The sequence below is a fragment of the Aureimonas ureilytica DSM 18598 = NBRC 106430 genome, from assembly GCF_000382705.1.
In the GTDB taxonomy this organism is placed as follows: Bacteria; Pseudomonadota; Alphaproteobacteria; order Rhizobiales; family Rhizobiaceae; genus Aureimonas; species Aureimonas ureilytica.
The window spans coordinates 71,831-93,809 of the sequence record NZ_ARQE01000003.1 but is presented as its reverse complement, the minus strand read 5'-3'; the positions used below and the strand labels follow the sequence as shown (position 1 = coordinate 93,809).

General features: G+C 69.4%; 22 protein-coding genes and 1 tRNA gene. 15 read left to right on the top strand and 8 right to left on the bottom strand.

Translation table 11 applies throughout. From position 1 onward, the window contains the following. Positions 1–50: 50 nt before the first annotated feature. The 3 genes from B146_RS0107730 (at position 51) to B146_RS25350 (ending at position 3,062) form a co-directional block, all read left to right on the top strand. Complete coding sequence (locus B146_RS0107730; RefSeq protein WP_019995853.1) at positions 51–719, top strand: response regulator transcription factor; 669 nt, start codon at positions 51–53, stop codon at positions 717–719. Next, positions 716–2,224 carry a sensor histidine kinase gene (locus B146_RS25355; protein ID WP_019995852.1) on the top strand — a complete coding sequence of 503 codons (1,509 nt, stop codon included), beginning with the start codon at positions 716–718 and terminating at the stop codon, positions 2,222–2,224. Before B146_RS0107730 ends, B146_RS25355 begins: the two co-directional genes overlap by 4 nt. A gap of 457 nt (positions 2,225–2,681) precedes the next feature. Continuing rightward, entirely contained in the window at positions 2,682–3,062 is a 381-nt protein-coding gene (locus B146_RS25350) for a helix-turn-helix domain-containing protein (RefSeq protein ID WP_019995851.1), read from the top strand. Positions 3,063–3,112: 50 nt separating this feature from the next. Here B146_RS25350 and B146_RS0107715 read toward each other — a convergent pair whose 3' ends face one another. Together B146_RS0107715 and B146_RS25345 are read right to left on the bottom strand one after the other, a co-directional pair. Next, a complete protein-coding gene (locus tag B146_RS0107715) occupies positions 3,113–4,759 on the bottom strand; it encodes a pilus assembly protein TadG-related protein (RefSeq protein WP_019995850.1) in 1,647 nt (548 codons plus the stop codon). Then, positions 4,756–5,205, bottom strand: a complete 450-nt coding sequence (locus tag B146_RS25345) for a TadE/TadG family type IV pilus assembly protein (RefSeq protein ID WP_019995849.1) — start codon at positions 5,203–5,205, stop codon at positions 4,756–4,758. The genes B146_RS0107715 and B146_RS25345 overlap by 4 nt, the downstream gene beginning before the upstream one ends. Before the next feature lie 364 nt (positions 5,206–5,569). Between B146_RS25345 and B146_RS0107705 the strand changes: the two genes are divergently transcribed. Genes B146_RS0107705 through B146_RS0107695 form a run of 3 tightly spaced genes read left to right on the top strand, consistent with a single transcriptional unit; the run spans position 5,570 to position 11,145 of the window. Beyond that, on the top strand, positions 5,570–6,985 hold the full coding sequence (locus B146_RS0107705; RefSeq protein WP_019995848.1) for a Wadjet anti-phage system protein JetA family protein: 1,416 nt from the start codon (positions 5,570–5,572) through the stop codon (positions 6,983–6,985). Continuing rightward, the gene (locus B146_RS0107700) at positions 6,975–7,733 is read left to right on the top strand and encodes a DUF4194 domain-containing protein (protein ID WP_019995847.1); all 759 of its coding nucleotides are present in this window, start codon (positions 6,975–6,977) and stop codon (positions 7,731–7,733) included. Before B146_RS0107705 ends, B146_RS0107700 begins: the two co-directional genes overlap by 11 nt. After that, positions 7,726–11,145 carry an SbcC/MukB-like Walker B domain-containing protein gene (locus B146_RS0107695; RefSeq protein ID WP_019995846.1) on the top strand — a complete coding sequence of 1,140 codons (3,420 nt, stop codon included), beginning with the start codon at positions 7,726–7,728 and terminating at the stop codon, positions 11,143–11,145. Before B146_RS0107700 ends, B146_RS0107695 begins: the two co-directional genes overlap by 8 nt. A gap of 58 nt (positions 11,146–11,203) precedes the next feature. Here B146_RS0107695 and B146_RS0107690 read toward each other — a convergent pair whose 3' ends face one another. Then, a complete protein-coding gene (locus B146_RS0107690; protein ID WP_019995845.1) occupies positions 11,204–11,437 on the bottom strand; it encodes a hypothetical protein in 234 nt (77 codons plus the stop codon). A 258-nt stretch (positions 11,438–11,695) separates the two neighbouring features. Between B146_RS0107690 and B146_RS27630 the strand changes: the two genes are divergently transcribed. Then, positions 11,696–11,926 carry a hypothetical protein gene (locus tag B146_RS27630; protein WP_019995844.1) on the top strand — a complete coding sequence of 77 codons (231 nt, stop codon included), beginning with the start codon at positions 11,696–11,698 and terminating at the stop codon, positions 11,924–11,926. 62 nt (positions 11,927–11,988) lie between these two features. Here the strand turns inward: B146_RS27630 and B146_RS0107675 are convergent, their stop codons facing one another. Further along, positions 11,989–12,888, bottom strand: coding sequence for a LysR family transcriptional regulator (locus tag B146_RS0107675; RefSeq protein WP_019995843.1), 900 nt, complete (start codon positions 12,886–12,888; stop codon positions 11,989–11,991). Positions 12,889–13,001: 113 nt separating this feature from the next. Here B146_RS0107675 and B146_RS0107670 point away from each other — a divergent pair, with 113 nt between their 5' ends. Continuing rightward, positions 13,002–13,934, top strand: coding sequence for a ring-cleaving dioxygenase (locus tag B146_RS0107670; RefSeq protein ID WP_019995842.1), 933 nt, complete (start codon positions 13,002–13,004; stop codon positions 13,932–13,934). A gap of 51 nt (positions 13,935–13,985) precedes the next feature. After that, complete coding sequence (locus tag B146_RS0107665) at positions 13,986–14,597, top strand: alpha/beta hydrolase (RefSeq protein WP_019995841.1); 612 nt, start codon at positions 13,986–13,988, stop codon at positions 14,595–14,597. Positions 14,598–14,760: 163 nt separating this feature from the next. Here the strand turns inward: B146_RS0107665 and B146_RS0107660 are convergent. After that, positions 14,761–14,845 (bottom strand) — tRNA-Leu (locus B146_RS0107660). 210 nt (positions 14,846–15,055) lie between these two features. Between B146_RS0107660 and B146_RS0107655 the strand changes: the two genes are divergently transcribed. Beyond that, complete coding sequence (locus B146_RS0107655; RefSeq protein WP_019995840.1) at positions 15,056–15,598, top strand: disulfide bond formation protein B; 543 nt, start codon at positions 15,056–15,058, stop codon at positions 15,596–15,598. A gap of 19 nt (positions 15,599–15,617) precedes the next feature. Here B146_RS0107655 and B146_RS0107650 read toward each other — a convergent pair whose 3' ends face one another. Further along, on the bottom strand, positions 15,618–16,178 hold the full coding sequence (locus tag B146_RS0107650; RefSeq protein WP_019995839.1) for an HNH endonuclease: 561 nt from the start codon (positions 16,176–16,178) through the stop codon (positions 15,618–15,620). Between the two features lie 136 nt (positions 16,179–16,314). Continuing rightward, on the bottom strand, positions 16,315–17,001 hold the full coding sequence (locus tag B146_RS25335; RefSeq protein ID WP_019995838.1) for a DNA-3-methyladenine glycosylase family protein: 687 nt from the start codon (positions 16,999–17,001) through the stop codon (positions 16,315–16,317). Between the two features lie 93 nt (positions 17,002–17,094). On the opposite strand from B146_RS25335, the gene gluQRS reads away from it, so the two are divergent. Then, positions 17,095–18,006, top strand: a complete 912-nt coding sequence (gene gluQRS / locus B146_RS0107640) for a tRNA glutamyl-Q(34) synthetase GluQRS (RefSeq protein WP_019995837.1) — start codon at positions 17,095–17,097, stop codon at positions 18,004–18,006. Here the strand turns inward: gluQRS and B146_RS0107635 are convergent. Then, positions 17,990–18,958, bottom strand: coding sequence for an AEC family transporter (locus tag B146_RS0107635; protein WP_019995836.1), 969 nt, complete (start codon positions 18,956–18,958; stop codon positions 17,990–17,992). The two genes, gluQRS and B146_RS0107635, sit on opposite strands and share 17 nt — an antisense overlap. 214 nt (positions 18,959–19,172) lie before the next feature. On the opposite strand from B146_RS0107635, the gene B146_RS0107630 reads away from it, so the two are divergent. The 4 genes from B146_RS0107630 (at position 19,173) to B146_RS0107615 (ending at position 21,970) form a co-directional block, all read left to right on the top strand. Next, positions 19,173–20,078 (top strand): DMT family transporter, encoded by a 906-nt coding sequence (locus tag B146_RS0107630; protein WP_019995835.1) that lies wholly within the window; start codon positions 19,173–19,175, stop codon positions 20,076–20,078. A gap of 74 nt (positions 20,079–20,152) precedes the next feature. Then, entirely contained in the window at positions 20,153–20,341 is a 189-nt protein-coding gene (locus tag B146_RS0107625; RefSeq protein WP_026358430.1) for a twin transmembrane helix small protein, read from the top strand. A gap of 87 nt (positions 20,342–20,428) precedes the next feature. Continuing rightward, the gene (locus B146_RS0107620; protein WP_019995833.1) at positions 20,429–21,001 is read left to right on the top strand and encodes a cob(I)yrinic acid a,c-diamide adenosyltransferase; all 573 of its coding nucleotides are present in this window, start codon (positions 20,429–20,431) and stop codon (positions 20,999–21,001) included. A gap of 222 nt (positions 21,002–21,223) precedes the next feature. Then, positions 21,224–21,970: an electron transfer flavoprotein subunit beta/FixA family protein gene (locus B146_RS0107615; RefSeq protein WP_019995832.1), complete on the top strand. Its 747-nt coding sequence runs from the start codon at positions 21,224–21,226 to the stop codon at positions 21,968–21,970. Positions 21,971–21,979: the final 9 nt, after the last annotated feature.

Here is a 21,979-nt window from a genome sequence, read left to right as displayed (position 1 = left end):
GCTTAGGCGCGGTTGTATCTGCCGCGCCCCGTGAAACGAGGATCGATCCGATGCGCGTTCTTCTTGTCGAGGACGATACGGCTCTCGCCGGCGAGATCGCCGCCGCGCTGCGGGCCGAGAATTTCGCGGTGGACCGTGCCGCCAACGGCGAGGACGGTCTCCATCTCGGCGACACCGAGCTATACGACGCGGCGGTGCTCGATCTCGGCCTGCCCGATATCGGCGGCATCGAGGTTCTGCGCGGCTGGCGCGAGGCCGAGCGCACGCTGCCCGTCCTGATCCTCACCGCGCGCGACGGCTGGAGCGACAAGGTGCAGGGCTTCAAGGCCGGCGCCGACGATTATCTGGTCAAGCCCTTCCGCGTCGAGGAACTGGTGATGCGCCTGCGCGCGCTGGTGCGCCGCTCGCGCGGCCATGCCGACGCGCGCATCACCTGCGGGCCGATCAGCTTCGACGCGCAGGTCGGCACGTTCGAGAAGGACGGCCTGCCCCTGAAGCTCACCGCGCTGGAATGGCGCGTCCTGTCCTGCCTCATGCTGCGCAAGGAAATCGTGGTGCCGCGCGCCGACCTGATCGAGCGCGTCTACGAGGGTGACGCGGAGGTGGATTCCAATTCGGTCGAGGTCATCATCGCGCGCCTGCGCCGCAAGATCGGCCATGGCATGATCGAGACCTCGCGCGGGCTCGGCTACCGGCTGACCGCCGAGGGCGCATCGTGACGCGATCGCTGCGCCAGCGCCTGGCGACGCGCCTCGGCGGATCGCTCCGCTCGCGCCTCGTCGCCTCGGCGGCGCTGTTCGTGATCGTCGCCATTCCGCTCACCGGCCTTGCGATCGCCCATGTCATGGAGCGCGTCGTGCGCGCCGAAGTGGCCGGCCGGCTCGATCTTCAGCTCTCTCTCCTGCGCAGCGCCTTTCTGGAGGATGGGCCGCTGCCAAAACCCCTGGGGCCGCGGGGCAACGAGCGACGCCCCAAGCCCGACGAACGCGGCGAGGTAGGGGACCGGCGCGATCGCGGGCGGGACGGGGACGGCCCGCCGCCGCCTTCGCTCGATCGGATGGGGCCGGACCGCCCGCCCTTCGACCGGCCGGGCACGGGCTGGTATTGGCGCGTTCTGGTGGACGGGCGCGAGGTCGCCGCTTCGCGCTCGCTCGGAACCCTCGATCTCACCCCGGCCGAGCCGGACGAGGAGCGCGGGCCGCCGGGTCGCCTTCGCGCCGTCCGGGCCTCGGACGGCGAAGCGCTTCTCCTGCGCTCGGCCGAGTTCGAGCGAGCGGGCGATGCGGTTCGCATCGAGGTGACGGCGCCGCGCGCCGCGCTCTCGGCGCCCCTGCGCGATGCGTTCCTGATGGTCAGCGCGACGCTCGGCCTTCTCGGCCTGCTCCTGATCGGGGCGATCCTCGTTCAGGTGCGCTTCGGCCTGTCGCCGCTGGAGCGGCTGCGCGTCTCGCTCGCCGCCGTGCGCGAAGGCCGCAGCGAGCGCATCGACGGGGCGCAGCCGGCCGAGCTGAAGCCGCTGGTGGACGAACTGAACGCCCTGATCGAGCAGGACGCGGCGCATCTGCGTCAGGCCCGTCTTCACGTCGCCAATCTCGCCCATGGGCTGAAGACCCCGCTCGCGACGCTCGTCGCCGCGACCGAGCGCGTGTCCTCGCCCACGGAGCGCGCCGAGATGCAGGGGCTCATGGAACTCATGGACCGGCGCATCCGCCACCATCTGCGCCGCGCCCGAACCGCCGCGCTCGGCGGCGCGCGGCATCAGGCCGACGTCGCGCGCCATGCCGGCGACCTCGCCGCCATGCTGGAGAAGTTTCGCGAGCGCGAGGACATCCGCATCGAAACGCGCCTGCCGCCGGGCCTCACCGTCGGCGTGGACGGCGAGGATCTCGACGAGATGCTCGGCAATCTCCTCGACAACGCGCTCGCGCATGCCAGGGCGCGCGTCGTGATCGAAGCCACGGGGGATGGGCGCGAGGTGCTGATCCGCATCGCGGACGACGGGCCGGGCCTGTCGCCGGCCGAGATCGCCACCGTGCGCCAGCCCGGCCGGCGGCTCGACGAAAGCCAGCCGGGCCACGGCTTCGGCCTGCCGATCACCGCCGAAATCGCCGAGCTTTACGGCGGCCGGCTGGAACTCGGCCGCGCGCCCGAAGGCGGCCTGGAAGCACGCCTCGTCCTGCTGGCGGGGCCGGGAGCGGCGAACGATCGGGCGAGGCCGTCCTGAGCCAGGCTCAAGGTTCGGCCCTCGATACGGCCCCCCCGGCCATCCTTGCCCCGAGGATTCGCTTCACCCTCGGGCGGCTCACGCGTTTCGAGCGCAGGAGCCAACGGAAGAATGACACAACCGAAAGTAGAGGCGGACTGCTCGGTTTCCTGGCGAACCATCGGAAACGTATCCAGCCCTTGTGCAGCCCCAATCTCACGTTCTCATCATTCGCCGAGCCGAGTCGGAAAGTGGGAACTTCGGCTTGGCAGACAAGGAGCTCGTCGGAGGGGATGATAATGAAGGCGTAATATTACTGCGGAAACCGTCAACCTGTGGTCGTAAAAGTTGAGTTCTCGCAGCAACGATGGCGTCTTTTGTGAACAATTCTTAAGTGTTCGTGCGTTGCATAGGCCCTCCCGGTTGATGTAGCTCATGGGCGGAAGCTGCGTATCCGCGTTCGTGAAAAGAAGATCCTGTGACCGTTGATCCCGTGGACCTGCATATCGGCTCGCGCCTGCGAATGCTGCGTATGGAGAAGAACCTGTCCCTTCAGGCGGTTGGCGAAGGGCTCGGTGTCACCTACCAGCAGATTCGCAAATACGAGTCGGGAGACAACCGCGTGTCGGCCAGCGCGCTGTACCGGCTGGCCGCCTATTTCGGGATCGATCCGTCCTATTTCTTCCACGGCCTGCCGGGCGTCGGCGGCTCCAGCGCGGAGGCCGAGAGCGATCCGTCCATGCAGGCGGTGCTGGAGCGCATTCCCGATGTCGGGCTGCGTCAGCATCTGGAAGCGCTCCTGCGGGCCTTGGAGCACCGGCCCTATCTCGACGCCTCGCCCACGGCCGACGACGCCTGAGAAGGGCGGGGCTCGGCGTTGCCCTCGCTCGCGGCGGGGGGGGGCGGGCCTCACCCGACGATCCGCGCCTGCCCGCAGACGAGATCGTCCACCCTGACATCCATCTCTCCCAGCTTGACGCCGGCCACGGCGAGGACGGCGTTGAGAAGGTCGTCGACCGGCGGCGCGACGACGTTCCTGAGCAGATTCTCGACGAGTTTCAGATCCAGGCCGATCGGCAAGCCGAGCACCTTGAGCTTGGTTTCCCCGAGCACCGTGGCCAGAAGCCCGGTCAGGATGGACTTGGTTTCGCCACTCTTGATCGTGCCGTTGCCGATCTCGTTGCCGCGAAAGGTCACGGTCTTCACGCTCCCCGCGACCGCGACATTCGCCGACCCTTCCAGAATCGGCAGCCCGAGAAGCCGGGCCATGACGGCGGGTCCCAGGCGGTCGTGAACATTGGACTGGGGAAGCGGTTTGCCGAAGGCGCCGAGCGACAGGCGGGCAAGCCCCGGATGGATCGCGACCGTCACCTCGCGTTCCCACTGCCGATCGGAGCAGGTCACCGAGACGACCTCAGCCACGCCCCCCGCGACGACGGCTTCCAACGGAATTTCGAGCTTGCCCCCGATCACGGACAGGAGCGAACTGAGAAGGCCCGTCTCGATACGCAAGCGGAGCTGATCCGTGGCGACCCGGGGCAGGCCCTCCGCGATCGAGAGGCTGCGGCCGCCTTGAGCGGGCTCCCCGAGCATCAGGGCGACCTGCGTTCCGGCCAGACCTGCCACGCTGACGCCGGTTTCCACGATGACGCCGACCCGATCCTGGTTCAGGACCGAGTTGACGAGGCCGAGCACCGAGACGGACGAGGCCAGGCGCGCCGAGACCTGCCCGATGCTGACCTTCGCGAGCGCGGGATCGAGCGCCAGGGCCTGCCCGAGCGTGATCATGGCGGGAGAGAGCCTCGTCTGCTGCGCCAGCTTGCGCAGCGTCGCGCCCGCAGGTTTCAGCCCTTCGGCATCGACCTGACGCGAGAGAAGATCCAGAAAGACAGATAGTTGTATCGGGCGCGACAGGATATCGCCCAGAAGCGCTTCGACGGGGGGCTCGCCGAGCGTCTGCGCGAGGCCCGAGAGGAGCGATTTCAGGGGCAGCCGAGTGCTCACGAGCGTGGTGTAGTCGGCCAGCTTGAGGTCGATCGAGACGCCCAGCAGCGGTTTCAGGAGCCCGTTGACGAGCGGAGGGTCCACCGAGGCGAGGCGGCTGCCGGCCGAGAGCGAGACGACCGGCGTTCGCGACGCGTCGGCCTGCGCGCCGACGGTCTGCTCGCTCCGACCGAATATGGTCGCGAAGCGAAGCTCGACGCTCCGCGCCGCTTCCACCCGCACGGTCTGCCCGCCGGCCTCGGCCTTGAAATGGCGCGCGCCCGAGGCGTCCGGCCGGTAGGCGCCGAAGGCGAGCGTGAAACGCGCGTCGGGGAAGCCGTTCTCGTCGAGAACCCGGCGCACGATCTCGTTCGCCTTGGAGGGCTGGCCGGCGGCGGCGAGCGCGGCGACGTCGGTCGTGCCCTGCAGGGCGCGGCGCTGCACATAGACATGGCCGAGATCGGTGGCGAAGGCCGTCGCGCCGATCATCACCGGCAGCGCGAGCGCGAAGGTGAGGGCGATGCTGCCCGAGCGCTCGCGCGAAAACCGTGTCCAGAGGCCGGGGCGCGTCATGGGATGAGCACCGCGGCCGTGCGCACGAGCGACGTCGGCACCTGGGCGGAATGGCGAAGGAGGTCGGGCATCGGCAGATAGGACATGTCGTAGCGCACCGACACGCGCAGGAGATCGGCCTTCTCGTCCACCACGATGGTCAGGCGCTCGGGGTCGATCAGCGGGTAGTCCCGCCCCGTCGTGCGGAGCCAGGACTGGGCCAGCTCGCGCCGTGTGTCCGTGCTGTCGCCGACCATCGCATAGCGCGAGACGTCGGCCGCGATCTGCGCCAGCGAATGGGCGACGCCGAGATAAAGGCCGATATAGAGCGTGCCGAGCAGGATCAGGCACAGAAGAGGGGCCAGGATCGCGAACTCGACGGCATTGCTGCCCGACCGGCAGCGGGCGAACGAGGCGAGGCGGCGCGCAAGCGCGCGCCAAGAGCCGTGTCGCGAAACACGCGTCATGAGAAGATCCCAAAGCTTCGACCAGGAGTTGCTGCTTGAGCTTAGAGCGGGAAGGTTTTGCGGTAAATTGTAACTCGAAGTTATGGTAAGCATTGCGTTAATCGGGGACGCGCGGGCCTTTGTGGGATGCCGGCGAACCCGGCGCCGGCTCGCGCGACTGTCGGCCGGCGGGGGCGCGCGGGCGCGCGGGCGGGCTGTGAACTGCGACGCCCGATCGGTGCGAAGCCCCTGTTTGGGCGAGGGAATTTGCTTCCTGGCCCCTGCCGCCTTCCGCCGCGCCGGTTGATCGCGGCGTCATGTCTGGTATGAAGGCCGCACCGCCCGAGCCCGGCCGAACGCGGTGATATCCCACCCCAAGGTTCGAATGCCGCTTTTCGACGTCCTGCCGCCCGATCTGTTCAAGCCCTTGGCGTCGTCGTCGCGCCGGCTTTACGCCGACCTGCTTCTGCATCTGCACCACCGCACCTTCACCCTGTCGGGCGCGGTGCCGCGCCGGGCCGACGTGATCGCCGAGATCGACGCGTTTCTGGCGCGACGCGCGCCGGAAGACGCCAGACTCGAGGACGAGGGGCCGAACACCAAGGCCGAGGAGCGCGCCCGCACGGCCTATGAGCGCCTCGTGGAAACCGGCTGGCTCGTGGAATATCGCGAGCGCTATCTGAAGCTCGTCGATCTCGACCCGGAAGCCAGCGGCCTCCTGCATCTTCTCGCCGATATCGAGCGGGGCGACACGCTGAGCTATGGCGGCGCGGTGCTCGGCGTCCTCAGCGCGCTGGAAAGCGCCGCGAGCGACCCGGCCGAGCGCTCCGAGAACCTGCGCAACGCCCTTCGCGGGGCGAACGAGTTCATGACCCATATGCGCACGGTCTCGGTCTCGCTGCGACAGGCCGAGGAGCGCATCCTGCGCCAGCCCTCGCTGCGCGAGGTGTTCCGCCATTTCTTCGAAAGCTTCGTGGAACGCCACCTCATCCGCGACTTCAAGACGCTGCACACGCGCGACAACCCGTTCCGCTTCCGGGGCGGCATCATCCGGCAGGCGAGCGTCATGGGCGAGAGCGCCGAGCTCGTCGCCGCGCTCGGCGCCGCCTATGCGCGCGAGGGCCGGGCGCTCGACGCGGCGAGCGGCGAAGCGCGCGTGCGCGAGGAGCTCGGCATCGTCTCGGCCGTGTTCGAGGCGGCGGAGGAGCATCTCGCCGGCATCGACGCGACCGTGGCGCGCATCGAGCGCCGCATCGCCAACACCGCGCGCTACATGGACCGCATCCAGCACCGCTCCGAGGTCGGGCTGGTGGATGCGATGAAGGCCGTCGCGGCGGCAAAAAGCGACGAGATTCCGGTCTCCGCCGCGCTTCTGCCGCGCATCCTGCCGCTCGGCCCGGTGCATATCCCCGCGCCCCGCCGCGAGAAGCCGGCGATCACCCGCACCGTCCTGACCGACCGCGCGCCCGACCCCGCCGCCCTTCGCTACGCCCGGGCGAAGGAGGAATATGTCCGGCGCACGCGCGTGACGCCCGAGCGCCTGACGACCTATCTCGAAGGCGCTCTAGCCGAGCGGGGCGAGATGCGCGGGCGCGACATGCCGATCGGCAGCGTCGACGATTTCGTCGCCTTTCAGCGGCTGCGCGAAATTCCCTCCATCTTCAACGGCGCGCTGGCCAAGCGCTACGAGATCGTGCTTCTGACGGAGCGCTGCGCCAATGACTGGATTTCCTGCCAGGATTTCCTGATCCGCCGCCGCGAACCGGCGGACACGGGGGAGGCGAGCCAGAATGCAGCGTGAGATCGACGAATTCCGCGACATCGTGGACGGCGAATGGGCCGGCGGGCACATTGCCGGCCGTCGCCCGACCGGCGAGGAACTGACGCGCGCGCTGCAGGTGATGATCACACGGCAATGCGTCTATTCCCACACGCCGGGCGTCGGGCGCACCTATGACATGGTGCGCGCCTATCCGACCTTTTTCGAGCGCTATTTCGGCTCGCTCGGCTATCGGCTCGTGATCTCGCCGCGCGACCAGATGGTGGCGCTGTCCGTGCCGGCCGACGAGGCGCGCTATGACGGCGTGTTCGAGCGCCTGCGCAAGGACGAGACGCTTACCCTTCTGGCGCTCCGCCTCCTGTGGGAGGAAGCGCTGCGCGCCCATGAAGTGGGCGATGGCGGGGTGGTGGACACGACCACGGACGATCTGGTCGACCGGCTCGTCGCGGTGACGCAGACGCCGCCCCCTGAGGAAACCCGGCTTCTCGACATCCTGCGCATGTTCGCCCGCCACGGCGCGCTGCGGCTCGGCGAGCGGGATCGCACCCGGCGCGTCTCGACCCTGTCGATCCTTCCCGGAATCGCCATTCTCGTGCCCGACAGCTATGTGCGCGACCTCCTGCTCTGGGCCGTGGAGCCGCCGGGCGGGGCGCCCGACGCCGCGACGGACGGCGAAGGCGAGGCAACGGACGAGACGGCGGAGGCGATGGCGTCCGAGGGCGGCGAAGCAACGGACGAGAGCGGAAAGGAGAGCGAAGATCATGTATAGCCTGTCGCGCATCTCCCTCATCAACTGGTACCTGATCGACGCCAAGGACATCGAGATCCGGGGCGAGGCGGCGCTGATCGGCCCGACGGGCGCCGGCAAGTCCTCGATCCAGGACGCGATCCAGTCCGTCATCACCGGCGTCAACCAGAACCGCCTGAACCTCAATGCCAGCGCGTCCGGGCGCTCCTCGCGCAGCGTCCTCGAATATTGCCTGGGCATGACGGGCGATCCGGCCGAGGACGGCAAGCCCTTGCGCGCCTCCTGCGAGACGATCCTCGCGCTCACCTTCCGCAACTACTACACCGAAGAGCCGATCACGGTCGGCGTCGCCCTCTCGGCCCGCCATGGCGACTCGCGCGAAGAGGTACTCTCGCGCTTCGTCATTCCGGGACACGCCTTTTCGGTGGCGCATGTGCGCCGGCGCGCCAAGGGCGTGACGACGGTGGCACCCTGGAGCGAGATCGCCGCGTCGCTCCGGGCCGAGCATCCCGGCATGGAGGAGTTCCGCAACTCCGCCGAGAAGTTCACCGCGCATATGCTGGGCCTCATGCGCAACGGCGCGACCGTGCCCAACCCCAAGCATTTCCTGCGCGCCTTCTCCAACGCGCTCGCCTTCAAGCCGATCTTCGATCCGACGCTCTTCGTGCGCGATTTCGTGCTGGAGCCCGATCCGCTCGATGTCGAGCGCGTGCGCACGTCCATCGCGACCTGGCGCGAGCTGGAGCGCTTGATCGCCGATGTGGAGGCGCGCCACAAGCACGCCGCGCGCATCGCCGAGCGCTTCCGCCTCTGGGCCGGCGCGCGGCTTGCGGCCGACCGGCAGCGCTGGCGCGCGGCGGCGCTCGAAGCGCGGCGTCTGGCGCACGAGCTGAAGGCGACGCGCGCCGTGCTCCAGGCGCGCGAGGGCGAGCTGAAGCTCGAGCGCGGCGTTCTGGAAAGCCGACGCGAATGGATCCGGGGCTGGGACGAGGAAATCCGCTCCAAGGAAGCGCTGCTCGGCGCGGCCGGCGGCGAAGCGCAGCTGCGCCAGATCGATGCCGAGGCCAAGCTCGCCGCCCGCGATCTCGCCGAGGCCGAAAAGACCTGGGCGCGGCTGCGCGAGGCGCTGACGCATCTCGTCCGGTTGAACGACGCCCTGAAGCCCTCGGATGGCCGCGCCGCCGACGCCGCGCGCCAGGCGCTCGCCCTCGTGCCGGCCGAGCTTCCCCCCGGCGAGGCGCTGCGCGGGCGCGGCGAGCGTTTGCAGGCGTTGATCGAGGAAGCGACGCGCGCCGAAAGCTGGCAGCACGAACTGGACGAGAAGGCCGACGCCCTTCTCGACGAGACGCGCCGGCTGCAGGAGCGGCTGGAGCGCGTCGAGGCCGGCTTGCAGCGGCCCCAGGGGGCGCTTCTGTCGCGCGAGGCGACCAAGCTCCTGACCGCGCTCCAGAGCGACGGCATTCCCGCCGTGCCGCTCTGCGACGTCGTGGAAGTCGCCGACCCGTCCTGGCAATATGCCGCCGAGGCGCTGCTCGGGCGCGGGCGCGAGGCGATCATCGTCCAGCCGCCGCTGTTGCAGCGCGCCTTCGATCTCATGTGGAGCGACCGCAACACCTATTCCGGCTGCACGCTGGTGAAGACCTCGGCCACCCGCTCCACCCATGCCAACGTGGCCTCCGGCAGCATCGTGGAAGCGCTGCGCACGGCGGACGAGCACGCCAGGGCCTTTCTCGCGGTTCGCATCGGCGCCTTCCGCAAGGCCGAAACCGATGCCGAGCTCGACCGGCTCGATCGCGGCGTCATGCGCAACGGCAAGACCTCCTCGGGCATGGGGCTTTCGGTGCAGCGCGACCTGCGCGAGCTTCTGTTCGGCCGGGGCGGTGGCGGGGGCGATCTCTCCGACCTGAAATCCGAGGCGATCACGCTGCGCGCGCGGCTCACCGAAGCGCGCGACCGGCTACGCACCGTGCGCGACGCCGGCCGCCTGCTCGGGCCGCTTCTCGACACGCTGCGCGCCGAGCCCGGCCCGTTCGATCTGGAACACCGTCTGGGCGGCGCGCTGCGGCGGCGCGAAACCCTGTCGCGCGACCGCGCTCTGGTGGAGGAAAGCGACGCCAAGGGCCTGCGGGCGGAACTCGCCGACATCAGGACCGAGCGCGACGCCCATGCCGCCGAGCTGCGCGAGGAGGTCGAGCCGCGCGTTCAGTCGCTGCAGCAGATCGTGGCGAGCGCGCGCGCGAAGGCCGACATGGCGCTGACCCAGCTTCGCGCCGCCGTCACCCAGCGCCGCCGCGCCTGGGCTCTGCTCGACGCCGAGCCGAACCGCGCGCTCCTGCCGATCGATCGCGACGGGGGCGGGCAGGGTGCGCCGGCCGTCTGCGCGACGCTTCGGGCCGAGTGGCGCGCGGGCGAGGCCTCGCGCGCCGACGCCCTGTCCTGGCTGGCGAACCAGCGCAACCTGGCGCGCGCCGCGACGGAAGACGCCTCCGCCACGGCGCGGCGCGAGCAATTGTCGGCGCTGCGCGATCTCGCCGAATATGCCGCGACCTGGCGCGTCTCCGTGCCACCGATCGACGCGGACGGCATGGCGGCCGGCTGCCGCTTCGTCTTCGCGGAAGTCGAGCGGCTGGAAAACAACGAGCTGCGGGGCTACCGCGAATCCTGCGCCAAGGCCGGCGAGGAAATGCGCCGCATCCTGCGCGAGGACTTGCTGACTCGCCTGTCCGACAAGCTCGGCAAGGTCACCTATCGCCTGGAGGGCATCAATCGCCTCCTGAAGCGCCATCGCTTCACCGGCCAGACCTATGCCTTCACCTTCGCGGTGAACGGCAAGTTCCAGCGCATGCACGAGCTGGCGCTGAAGGCGGCGGAGGGCGAGCTGACCGACGAGGTCTTCGAGACCTCGATGGACGAGGTGGAGGCGATGATCGAAGGCGGCGAGGACGCCGCCCAGCTCGCCGACTATCGCCAATATTACACGTTCGAGATCGTGATGACGGACGCCAATGGCGGGCGCACGACGCTCTCTTCGCGCGCGCTGAAAGGCTCGGGCGGCGAGGCGCAGGTGCCCTTCTACGTCGCCATCGCCGCGTCGCTGGCGCTCGCCTATTTCCCCGGCCATATCGCCGGCCGGCCGGTCGGCATGGGTCTCGCGCTGTTCGACGAGGCCTTCAACAAGCTCGACGTGCCGAACACGCAGGCGCTCCTGCGCTTCTTCCGCGACCTCGGGCTTCAGGTCCTGATCGCCGGCCCGGAGGACAAGCGCGCCACCTTCACCGAGGTTCTCGACACGATCATCCTCGTCAACAAGGCGCTGGACGGGCGTGCGGTCTATATCGACACCGAGCATCCCGGCGAAGCCGCCAAGGCGGCGCTCGCCGCGCTGAACCCGGATCATCGCGGCGTCGAAGGGTTCCGCTCGGCGGCGGAATAGGCTCGCGGAAACGGGGGCGGCCCGGCCGCCCGCCGCCTCGCCTTTCCGATCGGGGGCGTCAGTGCCCCTGACGCTGGCACTCGTCCAGAACCATCTGGATCTCGTTCGGATCGGCCTGGATTTCGCTTTCCAGCCCCGCCTCGAGGCGTTTCATCGCCTCGCGATAGCGCTCGCACTGGCCGACGCGGGCAAGGTCCTCCGCGCTGTCGGGCGTGAACCAGCGATAGCTGTAGTATCCGATGCCGAGCGCGAGCGCCGCGAGCAGGAGAGCGAGGGACAGGCGGCGCGACATGGCGGAACTCTCCATAGGTCGGTGTGGCACGCCCCAGGGCGATGCCGGTGGTCGGTGCGGCACGCCCGAGGGTGATGCCGGTGGTCGGTGCGGCACGCCCCGAGGCGATGCCGGTGGTCGGGGCGGGGACATGCCGCCCGCTCGCTTGCCCGAACCTTGGCGTGGGCATGGGCCGCCTCACGGCGCTGCGCGGATTTGGACGGGAACAGGCCGGCGGCCCGCGCGCTTCCTTCTCGAATGGAGAGAAGGAGAGGACCCATGTCCGACACGAGAAAGCCTGAGCTCGACGATGCGTCCACCGGCGGCGGGATCGGGGATATCGGCCGCCAGCCGCTCGATCCCTCCTCGGAGGATGCCGGCGAGGGCGTACCCGCCGTGCAGCCCGAGAAGACCGAGGGCGGTGCCGGCCTGACGCGCGACGCCGATCCGGCGCCCTCCGGCGAAGACCCGGACGAGGCGGCCGACGACACGCTCGGCACGGTGGTCTGACGCGCCGCTCCTTCAACGCGGCCGGCCGTGTCCTGCGGCCGGCCGCCTGTCTGAACCCGAAGTCAGAGCGGATTGTCTTCCTTCACATGGGCTTCGAAGAAGTTCGAGAAGGTCGCGACGCGCAGAGGCAGGCGCTCATAGGGCGGGTAGTAGAGCGTCAGCCAGATGTCGGGCGCCGACCAGTCGGGAAGGACGCCGACCAGCCGTCCCTCCCGCAAATCCTCCTCCACAATGAAGCGCGGCAGAAGCGCGATGCCTTCGCCTTGCAGGGCGAGGCGGGCGAGAATGTCGCCATTGTTGGCGCCGAACTGGCCGAGCGCCTTGTGGCTGCGGCGGCTCGTGCCGCTCGCGAGGTCCCAGATTTCCTCGCGCGCGTCGGCCTGATAGCCGAGGCAGGAATGCGCCGGGAGATCGTCCGGCGTCGCGGGCGTGCCCTTGGCGACGCAATAGGCGGGTGAGGCGACGAGGACGCGCGGCACGAGGCAGATCTTGCGCCAGATCGTGGACTTGTCGTTCGGTGGCCCGGAAATGCGAATGGCGAGATCGTAGTCCTCCTGGAGGATGTCCACGAAACTGTCCGACAGGTTCAGCGCGACGCGCGTTGCCGGATAGAGGGTCGCAAATTGCGACAGGACGCCCGGCAGGATCTTGAGCCCGAGCGAGACCGGCGCGCTGATCCGGATCGTGCCGGAGGAAATGCCCTGCGCCTCGCGCGTTTCCTCCGCCGCGCGGGCGAGCCCGTCCGCCAGCGACGCGACGCGGGCGGCATAGACCGCGCCCGCCGAGGTCAGCGAGACCTGCCGCGTGGTGCGCACCAGAAGCTGAACGCCGAGCCGCTCCTCCAGGCCCGCGACGGTGCGCGTGACGGACGCCGGCGTCAGCCCGAGCTGGCGCGCCGCGCCGACGAAGCTCGACTGCTCCGCCACCGCCAGAAACACCCGGATCGCCTCAAGCTCGCCCATGCGTCTATTGTTGCGCCCGTTGCAATGATCAATGCCGGATTATGCGCATTCACTGGCATGGCCGCAATCGCTAGCTTTCCTCTCGACAAGAGACACGGCCGGAGGACAAGCCGATGATCACGCAAATCAGGGGTCTCCACCACACGACCTCGATGGCGGCGAACGCCCAGGAGAACAACGACTTCTTCACCAAGCGGCTGGGCCTTCGCCGCGTGAAGAAGACGGTGAATTTCGACGAGCCGAGCGTCTACCACCTTTATTATGGCGACGAGATCGGCACGCCCGGCTCGGTCATGACCTATTTCCCCTTCCCGCATATTGTGAAGGGCAAGCCGGGCGTCGGCGAAGTGGCCGAGACGGTCTTCTCCGTGCCGCGCGGCACGCTCGGCTACTGGAAGGAGCGCTTCCAGCGCGAGGGCGTCGCCGGTCTCGAAGAGCATGAGATGTTCGGCGAGAAGCGCCTGCGCTTCCACGGGCCGGACGGCGACGGTTTCGCTCTGGCGGAAATCGACGGCGACGCGCGCGCCCCCTATGCGGGCGGGCCGGTGCCGGCGAGCGAGGGCATCCATGGCTTTCGCGGCGTCACCATGCGGCTGCGCGACGAAGGCGCGACGGCCGAATTGATGAAGTTCATGGGCTATCAGGAGGTGGACCGCCGGGGCAACCTGACGCGCCTTGCGATCCCGAACGGCAACGGCGCCGATGTGGTCGATCTCGAAACCCTTCCCGGCGCCGCGCAGGCCCGGCAGGGCGCGGGCTCGGTGCATCACGTCGCCTTCGCGGTGGAGGATCGCGCCGCGCAGCTCGAAGTGCGCAAGGCCCTCATGGCCACGGGCCATCAGGTGACGCCGGTGATCGACCGCGACTATTTCTGGGCGATCTATTTCCGCACGCCCGGCGGCGTCCTGTTCGAGATCGCCACCAACGAGCCCGGCTTCGACCGGGACGAGGACACCGCGCATCTCGGTCAAGCGCTGAAGCTGCCGAGCCAGCACGCCCATCTTCGCGGCCGGATCGAACAGATCCTGACGCCGATCGTGGATTGAGGGTGGCGCCGGGGCAGAGATGCCCCGGCCGCTCGCGAGGGAACCGAACCCATGGCTTTGAACGACTATCCCCATATCGCGAAGGCCCCGGCGCCCGGCGCGCCCCTCGTCTTCGCCTTTCACGGCACGGGCGGCGACGAGCGGCAGTTCGTCGGGCTGCTTGGCGACATCCTGCCGGAGGCCGGCATCGTGTCGCCGCGCGGCGATGTGAACGAGCGCGGCGCGAACCGCTTCTTCCGGCGAACCGGGGAGGGCGTCTACGACATGGACGACCTCGCCCTGCGCACCCAAAGGATGGCCGGCTTCGTGCGCGCGCACCGCGCCGCGCAGGAGGGCGCTCCCGCCTATGGCCTCGGCTATTCCAACGGCGCCAATATCCTGGCCTCGGTGGCGATGGCGGAGCCCGACCTGTTCGACCGCCTCGTCCTGATGCACCCGCTGATCCCTTGGGCGCCCGCGCCGAGCCCCGGTCTTGCGGGGCGCGCGATTCTGGTGACGGCCGGGCGGCGCGACCCGATCTGTCCGCTGCCGCAGACGGAACGCTTCGTCGCCTATCTCGAAGCGCAGGGCGCGGCGGTGACGCTGCATCTCCACGAGGGCGGCCACGAGGTGCGGCCCGAGGAGCTGTCCGCCCTCAGTGACTTCCTGCGTCGGCGGGCCTGACCCTTTTCGCGGTTCCTTCCGGCGGGGGGCGACAACCGGCGAGCCGGTTCTGCCGTGCTCGAGCCGTGCTGTCTGGAGGAGAGCACCCATGCCGCTCGTCAATAGCGCGGGGCGGCGCGGACAAGGCGTTGGAGCGGGAGACGGAAACGCTGGGAAAACCAGGTGGTGCGGGCGGTCGGGGTCGAACCGACACTCCTTTCGGAACCGGATTTTGAGTCCGGCGCGTCTACCAATTCCACCACGCCCGCACGAAGGCCGTGGGCACCGGAGCGAACACGCGCCGGGCCGGCTCTTGAGCCTATAGCGCATCCGCGCAAGCTTTGCCACACTCCTTTGCATTGACGGAGCGCAAAAGCCGACGGGCGGGAGGGGCGGAGCGCGCGCGAATTGCGGGCCGGCCGTCCACGGCTTATGAAGGCCCGCGACCGGGCGAGGGCCCGGCAGGAGCGAGGCGAACCATGGGCAGCGACGCGACTTTTTCCCTTCGCCGGCCGACCGGCTTTCGCCAGAGCCTCAGCGCCGCGCTGGCCGGGCTCGGCATGGCCGCGACCGTGGGCGGGGCGCTCCTGTTCCAGCATGTCGGCGGCTATATTCCCTGCGCGCTCTGCCTCGAACAGCGAACGCCCCATTACATCGGCATTCCCGTGGCGCTCGCCGCCTTCGTCCTCGCGCGCCTGCGGGCCTCGCCCGTCCTGGTTCGCTCGGCCTTGCTCATCGTGGGCTTGCTGATGCTCTGGAGCACGGGGCTCGGCCTCTATCATGCCGGCGTCGAATGGGGCTTCTGGCCGGGGCCGGCGGATTGCGGGGCGGTCGGCGGGATCGATCTGTCGGGCGATCTTCTGCAATCGCTGGACGCGCTGCGCCCGCCCTCCTGCACGGAGGCGGCCTTGCGCATTCTCGGCCTGTCGCTGGCGGGATGGAACGCGATTCTCTCCGCGCTTCTGGCGGCCATCGCGCTTCGCGGCGCCTTCGCGCGCGGCGATCGGTTCGAGACGAAGTGAGCGCTCCAGGCGGAGCTGCTCACTCGGGGTCGAGTTCGGAATCCCAGTAGAGATAGTCGAGCCAGCTTTCGTGCAGGAAGTTCGGCGGGAACAGGCGTCCGTTGTTGTGGAGGTCGTGGACGGTCGGCTGGTAGGGCACCTGATGCGGATGCATCCCGGCGTCCTTGGGCATGAGGCCCCCCTTCCTGAGGTTGCAGGGCGAGCAGGCGGTGACGACGTTCTCCCAGGTGGTGAGGCCGCCGCGCGAGCGCGGAATGACGTGATCGAAGGTCAGTTCGTGCGGCGAGCCGCAATATTGGCACTGGAAGCGGTCACGCAGGAACACGTTGAAGCGCGTGAAGGCCGGGTGACGGGCCGGCTTCACATAGGTCTTCAGGCACACGACCGACGGCAGCCGCATGGAGAAGGTCGGCGAATGCACCGCGCGGTCGTATTCCGCGAGAATGGTCACGCGGTCGAGAAACACCGCCTTGATGGCATCCTGCCACGACCAGAGCGACAGCGGATAATAGCTCAACGGCCGAAAGTCCGCGTTCAGCACGAGCGCGGGAGACAAGTTGGACGGCACTGCGATCGTCAAGGATACTCTCCTTCACGCAAGGCAGCGGTATCGCAAGAACGGCAGCCGGTCCTGCGAACCGTATGCTCATGCTCGTTTCAAATGCGTCTGCACTATCGTGCTCCAACATGTCGCCTTTGTGAAGCCTTGGAAGGGGTTAGCCCCTTTCATGCACAATCGGACGCAGGCCCGGCGAAGGATTTTCCGCCGAGGCGGGCGCCGCGTCGCGCCGGGTGAGGGCGTGGTAGTAGCTCCAGAACAGCCGCGCCGCCGTTGCGCGGTGCGGCGACCAGACCTCCGCCATCGCCGCGAGCGGCTTTTCCCTGGGCCGTTCGGGGAGGGCGAGCGCATGGGCGACCGCCACCTGAAGCGCCAGATCGCCGGCCGGAAACACGTCCGGATGGCCGAGCGCGAAGAGGAGATGGCATTCCGCCGTCCAGCGGCCGACCCCGTGAATCGCCGTCATCTCCTCGATGGCGCTCGCGGCGTCGAGCCGTTCCAGCCGCTCGAAGTCGAGCGCGCCCGTCGCTACCGCCTCGGCGATGGCGCGCACGGTCCGCATCTTCGGGCGCGACAGGCCGGCGCGGCGCAGCGCCTCGTCGGAGGCCGCGCGCAGCGCTTCGGCATCGTCGAGATCGAACTCCCCGGCAAAGCGCGCGAAGATCGCATCGGCGCTCGCCCGCGACACCTGCTGCGCGACGATGGTGCCCAGAAACCCGCGCAGGCCCGGCGCCCCGAGGCGCAGCGGCACGGGGCCGGCGATGGAAATGACGGCTTCGAGACGCGGATCGGCCTCCCGAAGCGCCAGAAGCCCGGCCTCGATGTCGGCCTGCGTGCGAATCATCCGGCGCTCCCTTTCGCTCGTCTTTCCCGGCGTCCTCCCCCGGCACCTCGTGAGGCGAGTTCGATCGACCCGATCTGCGCTAGATAGGCGCTCATGAGCGCTTCCGCCCCCCGCCGCGTGTTCCGATTCGCGCCGAGCCCGAACGGGCTCCTGCATCTCGGACATGCCTATTCGGCCTTTCTCAACCACGATCTGGCGCTGGCCTGCGGCGGGCGCTTCCTGCTGCGGCTCGAGGATATCGACCGCGCCCGCTGCACGCCCGAACTGGAGGCGCGGCTCATCGGCGATCTCGAATGGCTGGGGCTCGCCCCGGCCGAGCCGCCGCGCCGGCAGAGCGAGCATTTCGCCGATTACGAGGCGGCGCTGGAGGCGCTGCGGGACGCAGGCCTCGCCTATCCCGGTTTCATGACGAGGGGCGAGGTGCGCGCCTTCGCGAGCCTTCACGAGGAGCGGGAGGGTCGGCCCTGGCCGCGCGACCCGGACGGCGCGCCGATCTATCCCGGCCTCGACCGCGATCTCTCGCCCACGGAGCGCCGCGCGCGGATCGCGGCGGGCGAGGGGTTCGCCTGGCGGCTGGACATGCGGGCCGCGCTCGATCGGCTGGGCGGCGTGTTGAGCTTCACCGAAAGCGGCGGGGGCGAGCCGGCGGAGGTGCGCGCCGACCCCGCGCTCTGGGGAGACGTCGTTCTGGCGCGCCGCGACCTGCCGACGAGCTACCATCTGTCGGTGACGGTGGACGACGCGCTGCAGGGCGTCACCGATGTCGTGCGCGGGCGCGATCTCCTGCCGTCCACCTCGGTTCACCGCCTGCTTCAGGAGCTGCTCGGCCTCGCCCAGCCGCGCTACCACCATCACGACCTGATCCTCGGCGAGGACGGGCGCAAGCTCTCCAAGAGCGAAGGCGCGGCGTCGGTGCGCGCGCTCGGGGCGGCGGGGCTGACGCCGGCCGATATCCGCCGGATGGTCGGCCTGCCCTCTCAGGCCCCGGTCATGCCCCGGTCATGAATGCGATCCAGCCGGTCAGCGTCACCGCCGCGACCACGGTGGAGACGACGATCACCGTGGCCGAAAGCCCTTCGCCGGTGCGGAAATAGGTCGCGAAGAGATAGGCGTTGACGCCGGTCGGCGAGGCGGCGGCGACCACGGCGACGGCGAGCCAGAGCGGCGGCAGGAGAAGCGAGCCGACGGCGAGCACCACGAGCGGCTGAACGAAAAGCGCCAGCGCCGTGATCGCGACCGGAGCCCGTAGCGCGCCTCGGATCGGATAGCGCGGCAGCGAGAAGCCGACCGCAAAGAGCGCGATCGGCCCCGCCGTTCCCCCGAGCAGCTTCAGGACCTCGGCGACGGGACCGGTCAGCGGCAGGCCGGTGAGGCGCCACAGCGCGCCGCCGACGAGACCGTAGACGAGCGCGTTGCGCGACAGGTTGCGGCCGACCTGCGCGAGCGTGCGGCGGACGGAAGGGGCGGGAACCGGGCCTTGCGTCACGCCCGAGCGCGCATCGGCCACGGCCGCGCGCTCCAGGAGAAGGGTCGAGACGGTCATCATGACTGGCAGATGGATCGAGATGATCAGCGCCAGGGCATCGAGCCCCTCGCGCCCGAAGGCGCGCTCGGCCACGGGAATGCCGACGAAGATGAGGTTGGAGAAGGAGGCCGACACGCCGGCGATCACCGCCCCGCGCCGATCCGCCCCCGCCAGCCGGCGCGCGATCACCATGCCGAGCGCGAAGCTCGGCACGACGCCCGCGAAATAGCTCGTCCAAAGCAGGAGCGGATGGGCGTCGCCGAAATCGGCCGTCGCGATGGTGCGGAACATCAGCGCCGGCACGGCGAAGAGGAATACGAATTGCGTCAGCGCCTCGCCGGTCTGCGCCTTCAGAAGCTCGAGCTTGGCCGCGAGCGCGCCGAGGCCGATCAGCATGAAGATCGGCGCGACGATGGAGAGGACGAGCGTCATGGGCGGCATTCCGGCGAAGCGGGACGGGATCGTGCGGCTCCCATAGCAATCGAGGCGGCGTCTGGCGATGGCGCGAGGGGCCGGGCGACGGCTGCGTCGCAGGGACGCCGGCCGCCAGGCTTGGCGACGCGACCGCTTTCGCCCACCCGCCCGGCCTGCTATCGCCGGTCTGCGATCGCCGGGCTGGGCGGTGGCGCGCGAAACGAGGTGCCCGATGACTGGCCTTGCGAACCGGCTCCTGCCGCTTTTCCCCGTGCTCTTCGTGCTGCTCTGGTCGACCGGCTTCGTGGGCGCGCGCTACGCCATGCCCCATGCCGAGCCCTTCACCTTCCTGGCGCTGCGCTTCGCGCTGGCGCTCCTGATTCTCCTGCCCGTCGCCTTGGTTCTCCTGCGCGGCAAGGGGCCGCTTCCGGTCCGCCCGATCGCCCATTCGGCCTTTGCCGGCTGCCTCATCCACGGCTTCTATCTCGGCGGCGTGTTCTATGCCGTGCGCCATGGCCTGCCGGCCGGCATCGCCGCACTGGTGGCCGGCCTGCAGCCGTTCCTCACCGCGCTGATCGCCTGGGTGGCGATCGGCGAGCGCTTGACGCGCCGCCATGCGCTGGGTCTCGCGATCGGCCTCTGCGGTGTCGCCCTCGTGGTCGCGCCCAAGCTCGGCACCGGCGCCGCCTTCGGCGCGCAGACGCTGCTGCCCGCCCTGTTCGGCGTCGTCGCCATCGCGCTCGGCACGGTCTGGCAGAAGCGCTTCGTGACCGGGCTCGACCTTCGCGTCGGCGCCGCCGCGCAATATGCCGGCGCCTTCGTGCCCTCGATCCTGATGGCGCTCGCGAGCGAGACCATGCGGATCGACTGGACCCTCGAACTCGTCCTGTCGCTTCTCTGGCTGGTGCTCGCCCTGTCGATCGGCGCGGTGATGCTGCTTCTCGTTCTCATCCGCAACGGTTCGGTGTCGAGCGTCGCCTCGCTCTTCTATCTCGTGCCCTCGGTGACGGCCTGCATGGCCTTCGTCCTGTTCGGCGAGCAGCTGACGCCGATCCAGCTCGTGGGCATCGCGGTCGCCGCCGCCGGCGTCTGGCTGGCGACGCGCGCCCCGCGCCGCCCTCGGGCCGGGGAGGCGTGAGGTCGCAACCGCTCGCGCCGGGCCTCCCTCGCATCTATATCTTGGCCACGCGCCGCCGCTTCGAAAGCCTCGCCATGTCCGCCTTCTTCACCGTCATCGCCCTCGTCCTGATGATCGCCGTCGCCATCGTGTTGCTGCTCGGCCTGCGCAACATGATGAAGGGCGGGCCCGGCAACACCTCGCAGAAGCTGATGCGCGCGCGCGTCATGCTCCAGGCGATCGCCGTCGCGGTGATCGTCGCGGTTCTGTATTTCTCGCGCTGAGAGCGGAATTCTCAGGCTAAGGCCGGGCGACCTTGCGCTTTGCCGCCCTAACTGAGATGGCGGCGGCGGACAAGCGGGGCGGGGACCATGGTGCGGCTGAACAAGATCTACACGCGGACCGGCGACGACGGGACGACGGGGCTCGGCAATGGCGAGCGGCGCTCCAAGGCCGACGCGCGGGTCGAGAGCTACGGAACGGTGGACGAGCTGAACGCCGTGCTCGGCCTCGCCCGGCTCCATGCGAGCGGCGAAACGGACACGCTTCTCGCCCGCATCCAGAACGATCTCTTCGACCTCGGCGCCGATCTCTCCACCCCTGAAACCGGGCAGCCGCTGCCCTTCGAGCGGCTGGCGATCGTCCAGTCGCAGGTGGACGTGATCGAGCGCGAGATCGACCGCCTGAACGCCGATCTCGAGCCGCTGCGCTCCTTCGTCCTGCCGGCCGGAACGGCGCTCGCGGCCCATCTCCATCTCGCCCGCACCGTGGCGCGCCGGGCCGAACGGCTCATGGTGGCGCTCAGCGAAATCGGCGGCGAGCGCGTGTCCTCGGCCGCGATCCGCTATGTGAACCGCCTGTCCGACCTCCTCTTCGTCATGGCGCGCCATGCCAACGATGCCGGAAAGGCCGATGTCCTCTGGGTGCCCGGCGCCAATCGATGAACGAGCGGGGGATGGGGGCGCGAGGCCCTCTGGCCATTGCCTTGCACGCCCGATTTGGAACGGCTCGAATTTTGACGTGAACGTAAAAGTTAGATAGCTTGAGGGCGAGGCGTCGTGCTTGCGCTTGAAGCTGGCGTGAGCGCTGCTTAAAAAGTCCCGAGCTCTGGCGGGCCGTCCCTTGGCGGGGGCCTGCCGGAGGCCCGGCCGCGAGGAAGGAACGGCATGAAGATTCTGGTCTGCGTGAAGCGTGTGGTGGACTACAACGTGAAGATCCGCGTGAAGGCGGACGGCACGGGTGTCGAGCTGGCCAACGTGAAGATGTCGATGAACCCGTTCGACGAGATCGCGGTGGAAGAGGCCGTCCGCCTCAAGGAAAAGGGCGGCGCAACCGAGATCGTCGCGGTCTCCGTCGGCCCGGCGCAGGCCGCCGACACGATCCGCACCGCGCTCGCCATGGGCGCCGATCGCGGCATCCTCGTGAAGGCCGAGGGCACGGTCGAGCCGCTCGCCGTCGCCAAGATCCTGAAGGGCGTCGTCGAGGCGGAACAGCCCGACCTCGTGATTCTTGGCAAGCAGGCGATCGACGACGATTGCAACCAGACCGGCCAGATGCTCGCGGGGCTCCTCGGCTGGGCGCAGGGCACCTTCGCCTCCAAGCTGGAGATCGCGGACGGGCAGGCCAGCGTCACGCGCGAAGTGGACGGCGGCCTGCAGACGGTCGGCCTTAACCTGCCGGCGATCGTCACCACCGACCTTCGCCTGAACGAGCCGCGCTACGCCTCGCTGCCCAACATCATGAAGGCCAAGAAGAAGCCGCTGGACGAGAAGAGCGCCGCTGATTTCGGCGTCGACACCGCGCCCCGCCTCGAAGTCCTGAAGACCGCCGAGCCCAAGGGCCGTCAGGCGGGCGTCAAGCTCGGCTCGGTGGACGAGCTCGTGTCCGCGCTGAAGGGAGCCGGGCTGGTCTGAGCCGGCCCC

Coding starts and splice junctions, on each gene's coding strand:
- B146_RS0107690 (WP_019995845.1), bottom strand. CDS start 11,437: ATGTCGCGCCGCCTGTCCCTCGCTCTCCTGCTCGCGGCGCTCGCGCTC.
- B146_RS0107670 (WP_019995842.1), top strand. CDS start 13,002: ATGATCACGCAAATCAGGGGTCTCCACCACACGACCTCGATGGCGGCG.
- B146_RS0107615 (WP_019995832.1), top strand. CDS start 21,224: ATGAAGATTCTGGTCTGCGTGAAGCGTGTGGTGGACTACAACGTGAAG.
- B146_RS0107655 (WP_019995840.1), top strand. CDS start 15,056: ATGGGCAGCGACGCGACTTTTTCCCTTCGCCGGCCGACCGGCTTTCGC.
- B146_RS0107630 (WP_019995835.1), top strand. CDS start 19,173: ATGACTGGCCTTGCGAACCGGCTCCTGCCGCTTTTCCCCGTGCTCTTC.
- B146_RS27630 (WP_019995844.1), top strand. CDS start 11,696: ATGTCCGACACGAGAAAGCCTGAGCTCGACGATGCGTCCACCGGCGGC.
- B146_RS0107635 (WP_019995836.1), bottom strand. CDS start 18,958: ATGACGCTCGTCCTCTCCATCGTCGCGCCGATCTTCATGCTGATCGGC.
- B146_RS0107675 (WP_019995843.1), bottom strand. CDS start 12,888: ATGGGCGAGCTTGAGGCGATCCGGGTGTTTCTGGCGGTGGCGGAGCAG.
- B146_RS0107730 (WP_019995853.1), top strand. CDS start 51: ATGCGCGTTCTTCTTGTCGAGGACGATACGGCTCTCGCCGGCGAGATC.
- B146_RS0107665 (WP_019995841.1), top strand. CDS start 13,986: ATGGCTTTGAACGACTATCCCCATATCGCGAAGGCCCCGGCGCCCGGC.
- B146_RS0107695 (WP_019995846.1), top strand. CDS start 7,726: ATGTATAGCCTGTCGCGCATCTCCCTCATCAACTGGTACCTGATCGAC.
- B146_RS0107715 (WP_019995850.1), bottom strand. CDS start 4,759: ATGACGCGCCCCGGCCTCTGGACACGGTTTTCGCGCGAGCGCTCGGGC.
- B146_RS0107620 (WP_019995833.1), top strand. CDS start 20,429: ATGGTGCGGCTGAACAAGATCTACACGCGGACCGGCGACGACGGGACG.
- B146_RS0107705 (WP_019995848.1), top strand. CDS start 5,570: ATGCCGCTTTTCGACGTCCTGCCGCCCGATCTGTTCAAGCCCTTGGCG.
- B146_RS25345 (WP_019995849.1), bottom strand. CDS start 5,205: ATGACGCGTGTTTCGCGACACGGCTCTTGGCGCGCGCTTGCGCGCCGC.
- B146_RS0107700 (WP_019995847.1), top strand. CDS start 6,975: ATGCAGCGTGAGATCGACGAATTCCGCGACATCGTGGACGGCGAATGG.
- B146_RS25335 (WP_019995838.1), bottom strand. CDS start 17,001: ATGATTCGCACGCAGGCCGACATCGAGGCCGGGCTTCTGGCGCTTCGG.
- gluQRS (WP_019995837.1), top strand. CDS start 17,095: ATGAGCGCTTCCGCCCCCCGCCGCGTGTTCCGATTCGCGCCGAGCCCG.
- B146_RS0107625 (WP_026358430.1), top strand. CDS start 20,153: ATGTCCGCCTTCTTCACCGTCATCGCCCTCGTCCTGATGATCGCCGTC.